Raw genomic sequence first — 11,944 nt, 5'->3', positions numbered from 1 at the left:
GACAAAGAACTTTATGACCAACGCTATGTCATCGAGCGCACCAATGCCTGGATGGACAGTTTCCGGTCATTACTAAACAGGTTTGATACTACCGTGGCAAGCTGGACAGGGTTTAATTACCTTGCTTTTATTGTGTTAGCCTTAAAGAAGTTCAAACTAAGAAAAATCAAAAAAGTTTAAACGAGTTCAATGAGTAAAACTATTACTACCAACGGTTCGGATAACCAATTGCATTTTGAGTATGGCATTATAAAGGACAAAAACAACTATTTTTTCTTCCACACCACAGTTGCTGTAACAGCCCCACCATTAGTTGTATTGGTTACAACATAGCTCAGCATATTGTTTTCAAGTTTGTAAGAACGTACCTGCACATTGCCCTCCCAGTTAGGATAAAAAGCATGTAGCACATTGAAAGTAATAGTGTGCTTTTCAGGGTGAACAGTATATGTGCCGAAATGAGAATTATTCCCCTTGACCAAAGCAGCATTTTCATCCGGCGTTGCCCTATTCTTATCTCCTGCTGCAACTTTTGGACGAGTAGCTTTTAAAATTTGTATGGCATATTCACCAGCGTCAGTAAACACAAGCAAACCAACAGGATTTTTGCCGTAAGGAAATGTTTTACTTCCATCAGCATTGGTATTTTCTACTGCTACCAACGACCATGTATCGACAAATTGTTTTCTGTTTTCTTTTGACAGCCTTACGTCTTGTGCCTGTAATGCAGTAAATAACATTATAAATGCAGCACACATTAAATTTCTCATAACTTCATTGTTTGTTTTTAAAAATTTATTTTGTTTAATATGACAACAAATGCCTGTTGCAATAACCGGCTTTTGTAAATTCATCTACACTTGAAGCTATAAACTCAATATCAGGAAACAAGCCCGTCAGTGTTTTTACAACTCGGTGCGACAAGTCGGCTTTTTGCTCTTCTGTTCTTCCTTCAAGAATATATCCGAATACATGAATGAAGTCTGTATTTTTACCTCCAACTTCGTATCGCACATAAGGGTTCATTCTTACTTTAATATCTTCTTCTGTAAAAAGACCGCTTGCATTAGTAGCATCAAATACTGCTGTTAAAATTTCGGGTTCAGACATCTGTGTTAAAACATTTGCCGAACAATCAATAATAAAATGTGGCATAATTTATTTGTTTTTAATTGTAACCAATTCTTATAATGTCTCCGTTAGCCGAAGTTGCAATGCTTTTTAAATAGCCCTTAATCAAATCTTCGGCAGCAATGTCTGTGAGTTTTGACGGGCTTATCACATTAATCCTTATACCTCTTGGCATTTCCAATGCAGCCGCCAACACAAAGCTGTTTACAGCGCCATTTGCTACGGCTTTCCCTGATGAACCTTTAGCAGGATTTTCACCCATTTTGCCTGATATGAGTGTAAATGAACCATTGTTATTGATGTGTTTCAAACCTGTGATTACAAGATTTATTTGAGCCAATAATTTTTGTTGCACTCCTGTAAAATATTTTTCATCTGTCATAGAAAACAAGTCGCTTGTAACACTATCGCCTGCTGCACAAACAACTGCATCTGCAGTTCCTATTCGTGCAAATAGATTTTCAAGGGAAGCAACGGAAGAAATATCCACCGAAACATCGCCACTGTTTCTTCCCGCTGTAATTACTTCGTGTTTTTGTTGTAAGACAGGTGTAATAATTTTTCCGATATTGCCATTTGCGCCGATAATTAAAATTTTCATATTACTTATAATTTGATAACGCAAAGTTATTCAGGAAGTATACGTTTAAATTTGTACTATTTTACACTTATTTTGTATTTTTACCACTATGAAAGGAGAAACTTTATACAGGCCTTATGAAATAGAATGGAAAGAAATGCTACGCTTCCCCAAAACCACGAAGCGCAACAATTTTTTTGAATTGATTTATGTAATAGACGGAACGGGCATTCAAATAGTAAACAAAAACAGATTTAATTATCGCAAAGGCAACTTATTTTTACTAACCCCACAGGATGAATATTCATTTGATATCGCCACGCCAACAACTTTCTTTTTTCTCCGTTTCAATGAATTATTTGTAAAGGAAAAAATTTGGAAAGACAAAGATGCCGTAAAACAGGTGGAATATATTTTGCAAAATGCCAGTCACCGCCCCGGATGTATTTTAAAAAACAAAGTGGATAAACCATTGATCGCTTCGCTTATTGAGAGTATCCTAAACGAACAAACTAATCAACAGTTGTACTACAATCGCATTACAGGGCAAATCGTTAACACCATCATTACCATTGTGGCGAGGAATATTGCTTTGAAACTTCCAAAGAATGTAAAAGAAAGTACCGGCGAACCAGTATTAGAGATACTACAATACATTCAGGAAAATATTTTTGACCAAAAAAATTTAAGGGCAGAAAACCTCAGTAACCATTTTAATATATCGCTGAATTACCTGGGACGTTACTTTAAAAAGCAAACAGGTGAAACCCTACAAAGCTATATTGTCAACTACAAATTGAGACTGGTAGAGACAAGGCTGCTGCACAGCGATATGCGAATAAACGAAATCGCTTACGAGCTTAATTTCTCCGATGAAAGCCACCTGAACCGTTTATTTAAAAAATATAAAGGGATGAATCCGTCCGAGTTTAGAAAGACAAATAATGTAAACTGAAAATTGGTAGTATCGATAGTATCCGAAAAACTGTGTAAGTAGCAATTTAGGCGGGTTTAAAAAAATGCCTGAATTTTAATATTATTCTATATACTGAGCATATTCGGGTTCTTTGCTACTGTAGAAACGGACGATAATACTATTATTTATTTCTTCCTCATAATAATAGTATCCTATTTCTATTGTGATATCATCTTGTACTATGCGTTCCTTTATATATTTTAAATCGTTCACAGGCTCAAAGTCCTTTTTTATTTCTTCAAAACTTTTAATCCATTCTTTGACAATAGCATATGTTTCATCATTTACAATGTCAATAAATGTCAATACCTGATAATGCGGACGATTAACATCTTCTTCTTCAGGGTAAACACCGTACTCATATGATCTTTCATTATTTTCGTAAAAAAATGTATGAGTAACATGAGGAGGCATATGTAATTGGCTTGTATCAGGAGGGAGGTCGATGGGTGGATCCTTCTGTTGGATTAAAAAATTAGGTAGTATAATCCAATCACTGTCTCCGTGTGGAGAGTTCACCTGGGTTTGGTATTTTCCAAAAATTGGAGTTTCATCACTTACCAAAGCATACTCTCCCAATGAATTGATTCTTTTCAAATGATGCTCTTCATAACCTTCCAGTTCCTCTATTAACTCTTCATGTTGAACACCAAAGTCAAAAATTATTTTACTATTCCCCAGTTTATACCTTAATTTTTCGTGTTCTTTCCTTTCAATTTCCTCCTGAGAGAGATCGTTTTCATCATCCACCTTTATCTCATCATCACCTGAACAGCTCCATAAAAGGAATATTCCTAATAGTAGTAATATTTTTTTCATTTATAAATCATTTTATTGCTTTTTTGATTTGCCATAAAGATATACAAAAATCCTCTTTGCTCTTAAAATGATTTTCTTGACCAGCCTTCCTTTTTCATAAAAACAAAAAAAAGAGCATCCTCTTAAGAATGCTCCTTTTCAGGGTGGAAGACCGGTCTCGAACCGGCGACCTCTAGAACCACAATCTAGCGCTCTAACCAACTGAGCTACAACCACCATTTAATTGCGGATGCAAAGGTAATTTTTTATCCCTTATTCGCAAAGAAAAAATGCAATTTTTTATATCAAATCATTCAGGGAATGTACGGCCACATGCCGTTCTGCCGTAAATCCTTCTGCATAATCCACTCCGACTATACGACCTAAATCCCTGGCCCTGTAGGTAATACTATCCAAAAAATTCCTGCTGCTGATCGGTGTCTCCGGCTCCTTACTATCCGGGTCAAAAAACTGTGATGTGTAGGCTGAAACGGCCTCTACTTTCAAATGTATAAAACCAGTCACATCTACAACCACATCCGGCTCCAGGTTTTTCCACTGAATGTAGTGATAAACATGTTTCGGCCGCCACGCCTCCTGACCGGTGTCTATCTTTACCAGCCCGCTTAAAAAACAAGCGTCACTGGCTAATTTACTTCCTTTTCCGTGATCGATATGCCTGTCATCAACAGCATTGCAAAGCACTATTTCCGGACGGTATTTGCGTATTACTTTTATAATTTCCAGTTGATGTTCTTTGTCATTTATAAAGAAACCATCGGCAAACGCCAGATTTTCCCTTACGGTCACCCCCAGTATTTCAGCGGCATGGGCCGATTCTTTATCGCGTAGTTCGGCTGATCCCCTGGTTCCCAATTCGCCCCGGGTGAGGTCGAGTATCCCAACTTTTTTACCTTGCGCTACTTCCTTGGCTATTGTTGCCCCGCATCCCAGTTCCACATCATCGGGATGTGCCCCGATAGCTAATATATCTAATTTCACCTGTGACTTCCTTTCCCTTAAATGATTATTAAAAAATTCTCTCTGCAAAATTATTATTCCGAACCGAAAGAAAAGACTCCTTCACTCTTTTCTTTCGGTTTTTATGATTTCTTTTATCCTACAAGCTCTGATACTTTGGCCAGGGCCTCTTCTATATCTTTTATAAGATCTTTTTTATCCTCAATTCCTACGGAGAAACGAAGCAATCCGTCGGATATACCTTGTTTTTGCCTTTCTTCGGCACTTAACAGGGCATGGGAAGTAAGCATGGGAGAACTTATGGTGCTCTCTACCCCGGCCAGGCTCATGGACGGTTTTATTAATTGGAGTTCCTGCATAAACTGCCGGGCATCCAATCCGTCACGGAGTTCAAAAGATAACATTCCTCCGAAACCTTTCATTTGTTGTTTCGCCAGGGCATAGTCCGGATGACTTTTCAGGCCGGGATAATACACTGCAGATACATCCGAATGCTTTTGCAGGAACCTTGCCAGTTTCCTCGCATTACGGTTCTGCGCTTTTACGCGCAACCCGAGTGTTTTTATACTTCGCTCCAACAGCCATACCGTATAATCACCCAGATTTCCCCCGAAATTCTTACCGAACTGCAAAACTTTCTCCATGTGTTCTTCGGAACCTGCGACAGCCCCAGCCAGTATATCACTGTGCCCACCGAGGTATTTGGTGGCACTGTGTATCACCAGATCTATACCAAAATCAATGGGGTTTTGGTTCACCGGGCTGGCAAAGGTATTATCGAGCATAGATACCAGGCCATGCTTTGAAGCTATTCCGGCTACGGCTTTTATATCGGTAATCGTAAGCAACGGGTTGGAGGGGGTTTCTATATAAATAACCTTGGTGTTCTTACGGATACAGGCTTCAAAATCTTCAGGCGTCCATCCTTCGGTAAAAGTATATTCGATCCCGAATTTCTGAAATTCTTCGGTTACCAGGTTAAAAGTCCCGCCATACAGGGTCTTTTGCAGCACCACATGGTCGCCCTGGCGTAGGAACGCCATCAAGGCTGTGCTGATCGCGGCCATGCCGCTACCGAACAACAACGCTTTCTCCGCGTGCTCCAGCACTGCAATCTTACGGGAAAGGGCCTCCTGGTTCGGTGTATTGAAATAACGGGGATAGCGTTTGGCCTCCACATTTTCGAAAGCATAGGAAGTTGCCATGTACAAAGGAGATATTGCCCCCTGGTATTTCTCATCCCGAAGTTCTCCTGCATGCACACACAAAGTGTTAAATTCTGTTTTTTTGTCTTTCATAAGGGTTACGTTTATATTTCAGGTTCTTGCTGACTCAAACAGTGAAAACTCCCCAATCCCCAGATAATCTCCGTCGAATCTATCCCCACTACTTCCCTGTCCTTAAAACAGTCCTGAAGAATGGAAAGGGCTTTGTCATCCTGCTTACAGTTATAGGTAGGTACTATGACAGATTTGTTGGCTATATAAAAATTCGCATAAGAGCAGGGCAAACGCATGTCTTCATAGACCAGTTTATCCGGCATCGGCAATTCTATGATATTCAATTGTTTTCCGTCCTGAAGGCGCATTCCCTTCAGTTGTTTTAAATTTTGACGGAGCAACTCGTAATTTTCATCATTTTTATCCTCTTCTACTACTGCAACCACCGTATTTTCGTTGATAAAACGAACGGTATCATCTATATGTCCGTCCGTATCATCCCCTACTATACCCTCATCTACCCATAGCACGTGATCCACTCCGTAGAAATTCGACAAGTATTCCTCTATCTGCGTTTTATTCAAATGAGGATTCCGGTTTTTGTTAAGCAAACAGCAACCGGAAGTAAGCACAGTTCCCTTTCCATTAAAATCCACCGATCCGCCTTCCATAACAATCCCGGGATGATATACCGGGATATCGTAATGGGAAGCGATTTTCGTAGGAATGACATCATCCAGGTCGTAAAGAGGGTACTTATCACCCCAGGCATTATACCCCCAATCCACGATCACTTTTTTAATGTCCGCATCCGGATTAATCAGGAATGCGGGGCCGTGATCCCGGCACCAGGCATCATTGGTCGGATGTATAAAGAACGACACTTTACTCAGGTCTACCTCCTGCTTACGCAATTCTTCGATGGCAAAGCGTTTCATGGCTTCGTCACAGACATTGATACATACCTGCTCTCCCCTGGTCAATTCTTTGATAAAACTTACATAACCAGGGTAAATAGTATGTATTTTTCCCGGCCAGGAAGCTTCTTTATGAGGCCAGCTAAGCCAGGTAGCCGTATGGGGATAAAATTCCGCAGGGAAGTAATATCCCAATTCCTTCGGGGTTGAAAAGCTATTCTTCATCAATAAAACGCCTGGTAATAGGTTGATAAGAATCAATTCTTCTGTCCCGTAAAAACGGCCAGTGCGTCCTGTAAGTATCAGATTTTTCCGTGTTTATTTCCCGGACAGCAATTTCTTCATTTTCATGGGATGCCTGGTAAAGAACGGTTCCGAAAGGATTTGAAATAAACGACCCTCCCCAGAATTTCATGGTGCCGTCCTGTTCCAGGCCTACCCGGTTTACACTCACTACATGCACTCCATTAGCTATGGCATGACTTCGTTGTATGGTCTGCCATGCATTATATTGTTCGACATTGGTCTCTTCATCCTGCGAAGTGGCCCATCCGATAGCTGTAGGATAGAACAGGATTTCAGCTCCCATAAGCGAGGTTATCCTGGCTGCTTCAGGATACCATTGATCCCAGCAGATAAGCACCCCTATGGTCGCATAGCGGGTACGGAAGACTTTATATCCCAGGTCTCCGGGGGTAAAATAAAATTTCTCGTAATAGGCGGGATCATCCGGGATATGCATTTTCCTGTATTTCCCCAGGTAGGTACCGTCCGCATCGATCACAGCCGTTGTATTGTGATACAGCCCTTGTGCTCGTTTTTCAAAAAGGGAAGCGATTACCACAACCCCTTGTTCCTTCGCCACAATCGCAAGTGCCTCGGTAGAAGGTCCGGGAATGGCTTCGGCCAGGGTGAAATTATCGTAGGCTTCCGTATCGCAAAAATAAAGAGAAGTAAACAATTCCTGCAGGCACACGATCTGTGCCCCTTCGGAGGCCGCTTTTTTTATTCCCTCAATAGCTTTTTCCAGGTTCTTCTGTTTGTCAGCAACACATGTGTTCTGAACAAGTCCTATCCTAACTTTTGTCATTCGTATTTTCTCAACTTTTAATCCAATCGGTAATGGCAGGATCGTTTGGCAAGGTTTGCGGAGCGATAACCTTTACCAGGTGACCGGACTCATCGATCAGGTATTTCTGGAAATTCCATTCTACTTCCGAATTTTCCTTGCCATTCTTCGCTTTTTGGGTAAGGAACTCATACACCGGATGCATGTCTTTACCTTTCACGGAAATTTTGCTCATCATAGGAAAGGTCACCCCGTAATTCTGTTTACAAAAAGCGGCAATCTGTTCATCACTTCCGGGCTCCTGACCTCCGAAATTGTTAGCGGGAAAACCGACGATCACAAAATTATTGCTCTTGTACATCTCGTAAAGTTCCTGCAAGCCTTCGTATTGCGGGGTAAGTCCGCATTCGCTTGCCGTATTTACCACCATGATCTTCTTCCCTTTTAAATCACTGAAATCAAATGTATTTCCATACAGATCTTCTACTTCAAACTGGTAAATGGTTTCTTTATCCATAGTATTTTGTTTTTGCGCATATACTGTCACAAACAACAATATAAACGCGGGGATTAACAGTTTTTTCATCACTCCGAAATTTACATCTAAGGTAATTATATTTAAGGGTAATACAAAAGACAAAATAAGAAATAAAAACTCCCGGATACTGACAGTTCCTTCAGGGGACACTGACTTTATCCGGGAGTTTATTCCTGGTGAGAATTTACAATTTAGTCTGCTCCGGGAATCTCTTTTAATACAAGGTTCCTCCAGTAGACTTTTATTCCTCCTCCGTCGTGAATCTGCAGTGCTATTTTACCGTTGGCCTCTCCTATTTTATCATCTGTGAAATCGATCATCTGTTCTCCGTTGAGCCAGGTGGTAACATGATCGTCCTGTACTTTTATTTTCATATGGTTCCACTCACCGTATTTGAGTATTTTTTCCTTTTCGGGCTCTGGTTTTATCAGCCATCCCCGGCCATAGGATTCGTAAACTCCCCCGGTATAAAGATTGGGTGGGGCTACTTCTACCTGCCACCCGGAAATTTTAGTACCTTCTATTTCGGAGCGGAAGAAAACACCGCTGTTGCCGTCGGCTTCCTGTAAAAATTCCACATCCAGTTCAAAATTCCTGTAGCTTTTGTCTGTGGCCAGGTACCCGTATTCTTTGTCCGGGCCGCTTTCGGCAACCAGAAGACCGTCTTCCACATACCATTTTTCCGTACCGTATATTTCCCATCCGGTAAGGTCCTTTCCGTTAAAGAGTTTTGTTTTTCCTGAATTACATCCGCTTAGGACTAAAGCCATCAGGCAGGCCAGTAATCCGTTTTTCATAGTGTAAATTCTCATAACTTTCTTATTTTAATATTTTTAAACCATATAAAACTTCCGTGGTCCTGCAGACCGATAAGTCCCGATTTGGCCTTGCCATAGTCGGGAAAGTCTTTCCACTTACCTTCGGTCTTTCGTTTTTTCCAGTCATCGGACCACGGCTCAAACTCTACCGTCTTTTTACCATTGAGCCAATAAGTGACTTTTTCCGGGGTAAATACGATAAGAGTCGAATTCCATTCTCCAGCGGGTTTTACCGCCCCTTCATAATCGGGAGTATACATACCGTAGTCTGCCCCGATAGATTGCCAGTCTTCCAGTTTTTCGGGAAATCCTACCTGGTCTATGACCTGGTATTCGGGAGCGTTGTAATAGGGAGCATCGTATTGTTCCCCTTCCAGTACGTGGTAGAAAACTCCGCTGTTACCTCCTTCGGCTATTTTCCACTCCATGGACAGTTCGAAATTTGCGAAAGGTTCTTTTCCGTACACGATATCGCCTCCTATGTCCCCGCCTCTTCCAAGGGATTTCAGTGTGCCGTCTTCGACCACCCAACCATCGGGCAGGGTTTCCTGGTTATAGCCACGCCATCCGTCTGCGGTATTCCCATCAAAAAGCAATATCCAGTTTTCGGATTTTTCCTTGTCTGTCAGGATATTATCTTTACGGGGCGCCTCCATGACGTTCGGTGTTTCCGCTTCCTTTTGCTGTTCTTTTTTCTCGGTCTTGCAGGCTCCGAAAAGCAGGGTTGCCATACCAAGAGTAATCAGTATTCTCTTCATGTTTATACGTTTTTTTAAATGAAATATTTCCGGATCAGTTATGCACTATCTTCCTGTTTATCCAACTATCTTCATCTGTACCGGGTCCCATTTGATGTATTTATTCTGAAAATAGCTATCGTTGCACAGCAATGCCGGAGCTGCGGCACGGAAACCAAATACGGGATCTTCCGCTACTGTCCCTCCATGACGAATGGCATGGAAAAAGTTGGCAAAATGGTCGTAATGTGCTCCTTTGTATCCTTTTTCTGCCTGATATACGGTCTCTGCAGGCGGAAGTATTTTCTTTCTGCCCGCATATCCGCCTGCTTCTTTTGCTTTTTCCTGGAGAAAAGGATCTGCATCCACGTGGTTGTTCCGTTTCAGTACGACATCGTCCCAGGTAATATCCATAGAGCCTTTACTTCCCACAATTTTGAGGTATGTGGACCCACTGGTGCCATCTACGAAATTACAGCGCAGAGACAGGTTAAACCCGGGATGTTGTTTGGTTTCGGGATAGTTGAACATTCCCAGTAAGACATCTGGCACTTCACGGCCGTCTTCCCAATAACGTAGGCCACCCATAGCCGATATTTTATCCGGTCCGTACGAACCGGTTACAAAGTGTAAACTGGAAAACAGGTGTACAAAAAGGTCTCCGGACATGCCGGTACCATAATCCAGGTAATTTCTCCAGCGGAAAAAACGAAGCGGATCGAAAGGATGCTTTTTTATATTGGAAATATACCGGGACCAATCTACTGTTTTTTCCGAAGCGTCTTCCGGTACCGCGTATTGCCAGGCTCCCAGGGGAGAGTGCCTTGCCCAGAAACCTTCGGCGTAGTTGATATCTCCTATGGCTCCTTCAGCCAAAAGCTGTTTTGCCTTTTCGTTACCGAGAGAAGAAAGTCCCTGGCTCCCTACCATGTATATTTTTCCGGATTTTTTCCAGGCGTTGATCAGTTCATGTCCCTCATCAACGGAATGTACCATCGGTTTTTCGCAATATACATGTTTCCCGGCATTCAGGGCATCGATACTGATTTGTTTATGCCAGTGGTCGGGGGTTCCTATAATAACAGCATCAATATCCTTTCGCTTTAATATTTCTTTATAATCTTTTGTTTTGAATAAATGGTTTCCCCATTTCTCAGCTGCCTGGTCCAGACGTCCGTCATAAAGATCACAAACAGCTATCATTTCTACATTGTCGTGTTTGAGAGCAGTATTCATGTCTTCTGTTCCCATTCCTCCCGCACCTATAAGTGCTAACTTCAGTGTCTTTTCTTCGGAGGGATTAACTGCCGATCTGTTCAGATAAGTGACCGTGTGGCCCTGCTTACCAATGGTGTCTTTAGCAAGGATTGCCGGGGTTACTGCAGTCGCTGCTCCCGCCAATCCGAGATTTTTCAAGAACGATCTTCTTTTGTTCTCCATACTCGGTTGATTTTAAAGATTAACTGTCGTAAACTTACGGACACACGGGATATTAACCGGGGTAATATTCGGGGTAACAATTAAAATTATATCGTTTTAATTACAATTGAACCGGGAAATCCGGTTCACATATTTCCCCGTAAAAGCTCTCATATAATTTCTTGTAGTGGTCTACCGCTTTTTTGGCAAGCGTGTGCTTTCCTCCCTGTACCAGGATGGATACCTTACGCCGTACTGCGGGTTCATAGAGAGGATCGGTAGTCAGAATAGCGCGGATAATACGAAGTTCTTCTTCGCCCGTGAACCGATCCGGGTTTTCCATGCAAGGCACAAGCACATCCAGGACCTTGTTGGCATAATCGGACTTAAAAGCGTCTATCCATTCCAGTTCGGTTTGGGGTAGTATAGGACCACGACTTATCATATCGGCCCATTTCAGCGTATCTTCTTTACCAGGCACTATTTCTTTACGTTCTGAAAATACCGGGATTCTCCGGTCTATTTCCCGGATATCTATCTCTACATTATTTCCTGTTTCCAGTCGCCACATTTTATTGGCGTAAACAATGTGTACATCCAGTTCGTTCTCAAAAATATTGCGGATCTCTTTGATATGCGTGCTCCGGTTGTTTTTCACACTCTCCGGAGAAAAACCCGGCCAGAGTAAATTCCCCATTTTTCGGGACGACACCCCTCCTTCTTTCAGTGTGTAAAGGAGTAACAACAAAAGAAGTTCCTT

14 protein-coding genes, 1 tRNA gene and 1 pseudogene (1 of these 16 cut by a window edge) are annotated in these 11,944 nt (G+C 41.8%); 2 read left to right on the top strand and 14 right to left on the bottom strand.

Annotated features, from left to right (window positions below; translation table 11 throughout):
• Positions 1-180 (top strand): annotated as a pseudogene (locus tag ACVBDU_RS21780) (IS5 family transposase); the annotation flags it as partial.
• A gap of 86 nt (positions 181-266) precedes the next feature.
• Here the strand turns inward: ACVBDU_RS21780 and ACVBDU_RS21775 are convergent.
• The 3 genes from ACVBDU_RS21775 to ACVBDU_RS21765 are packed head-to-tail and all read right to left on the bottom strand — an operon-like array spanning position 267 to position 1,732.
• Positions 267-854 carry a lipocalin-like domain-containing protein gene (locus tag ACVBDU_RS21775; RefSeq protein WP_447181796.1) on the bottom strand — a complete coding sequence of 196 codons (588 nt, stop codon included), beginning with the start codon at positions 852-854 and terminating at the stop codon, positions 267-269.
• Entirely contained in the window at positions 805-1,155 is a 351-nt protein-coding gene (locus ACVBDU_RS21770) for a 5-carboxymethyl-2-hydroxymuconate Delta-isomerase (protein WP_447181795.1), read from the bottom strand. The genes ACVBDU_RS21775 and ACVBDU_RS21770 overlap by 50 nt, the downstream gene beginning before the upstream one ends.
• Positions 1,156-1,168: 13 nt before the next feature.
• Positions 1,169-1,732 carry a short chain dehydrogenase gene (locus ACVBDU_RS21765; RefSeq protein ID WP_447181794.1) on the bottom strand — a complete coding sequence of 188 codons (564 nt, stop codon included), beginning with the start codon at positions 1,730-1,732 and terminating at the stop codon, positions 1,169-1,171.
• Between the two features lie 88 nt (positions 1,733-1,820).
• On the opposite strand from ACVBDU_RS21765, the gene ACVBDU_RS21760 reads away from it, so the two are divergent.
• Positions 1,821-2,666: an AraC family transcriptional regulator gene (locus ACVBDU_RS21760; protein ID WP_447181793.1), complete on the top strand. Its 846-nt coding sequence runs from the start codon at positions 1,821-1,823 to the stop codon at positions 2,664-2,666.
• An 81-nt stretch (positions 2,667-2,747) separates the two neighbouring features.
• On the opposite strand, the gene ACVBDU_RS21755 is transcribed toward ACVBDU_RS21760, so the two are convergent.
• From ACVBDU_RS21755 to ACVBDU_RS21705, 11 genes are all read right to left on the bottom strand, one after another.
• Entirely contained in the window at positions 2,748-3,506 is a 759-nt protein-coding gene (locus ACVBDU_RS21755; RefSeq protein WP_447181792.1) for a hypothetical protein, read from the bottom strand.
• Positions 3,507-3,647: 141 nt separating this feature from the next.
• Positions 3,648-3,723: transfer RNA gene (locus ACVBDU_RS21750), tRNA-His, on the bottom strand.
• Positions 3,724-3,785: 62 nt separating this feature from the next.
• On the bottom strand, positions 3,786-4,487 hold the full coding sequence (bshB1, locus tag ACVBDU_RS21745; protein ID WP_447181791.1) for a bacillithiol biosynthesis deacetylase BshB1: 702 nt from the start codon (positions 4,485-4,487) through the stop codon (positions 3,786-3,788).
• A gap of 113 nt (positions 4,488-4,600) precedes the next feature.
• Positions 4,601-5,764: a trans-sulfuration enzyme family protein gene (locus ACVBDU_RS21740; protein ID WP_447181790.1), complete on the bottom strand. Its 1,164-nt coding sequence runs from the start codon at positions 5,762-5,764 to the stop codon at positions 4,601-4,603.
• A gap of 11 nt (positions 5,765-5,775) precedes the next feature.
• Positions 5,776-6,828 (bottom strand): agmatine deiminase family protein, encoded by a 1,053-nt coding sequence (locus tag ACVBDU_RS21735; protein ID WP_447181789.1) that lies wholly within the window; start codon positions 6,826-6,828, stop codon positions 5,776-5,778.
• Positions 6,818-7,693, bottom strand: a complete 876-nt coding sequence (locus ACVBDU_RS21730; protein ID WP_447181788.1) for a carbon-nitrogen hydrolase — start codon at positions 7,691-7,693, stop codon at positions 6,818-6,820. Before ACVBDU_RS21730 ends, ACVBDU_RS21735 begins: the two co-directional genes overlap by 11 nt.
• Positions 7,694-7,703: 10 nt before the next feature.
• Positions 7,704-8,258 carry a glutathione peroxidase gene (locus ACVBDU_RS21725; RefSeq protein WP_447181787.1) on the bottom strand — a complete coding sequence of 185 codons (555 nt, stop codon included), beginning with the start codon at positions 8,256-8,258 and terminating at the stop codon, positions 7,704-7,706.
• 143 nt (positions 8,259-8,401) lie between these two features.
• Positions 8,402-9,022, bottom strand: a complete 621-nt coding sequence (locus tag ACVBDU_RS21720) for a 3-keto-disaccharide hydrolase (protein ID WP_447181786.1) — start codon at positions 9,020-9,022, stop codon at positions 8,402-8,404.
• Positions 9,019-9,786: a 3-keto-disaccharide hydrolase gene (locus tag ACVBDU_RS21715; RefSeq protein ID WP_447181785.1), complete on the bottom strand. Its 768-nt coding sequence runs from the start codon at positions 9,784-9,786 to the stop codon at positions 9,019-9,021. Before ACVBDU_RS21715 ends, ACVBDU_RS21720 begins: the two co-directional genes overlap by 4 nt.
• A gap of 57 nt (positions 9,787-9,843) precedes the next feature.
• Entirely contained in the window at positions 9,844-11,205 is a 1,362-nt protein-coding gene (locus tag ACVBDU_RS21710; protein WP_447181784.1) for a Gfo/Idh/MocA family protein, read from the bottom strand.
• Between the two features lie 100 nt (positions 11,206-11,305).
• On the bottom strand, positions 11,306-11,944 hold the end of the coding sequence (locus tag ACVBDU_RS21705) for a LamG domain-containing protein (RefSeq protein WP_447181783.1). The gene runs 1,569 nt beyond the window's last position; 639 of the gene's 2,208 nt are visible here — the last part of the coding sequence; the start codon falls outside the window, past its right edge; the stop codon is at positions 11,306-11,308.

This window comes from Sinomicrobium endophyticum (assembly GCF_052983315.1).
The sequence above is the reverse complement of the archived record's forward strand: the minus strand, read 5'-3'. Positions and strand labels throughout refer to the sequence as shown.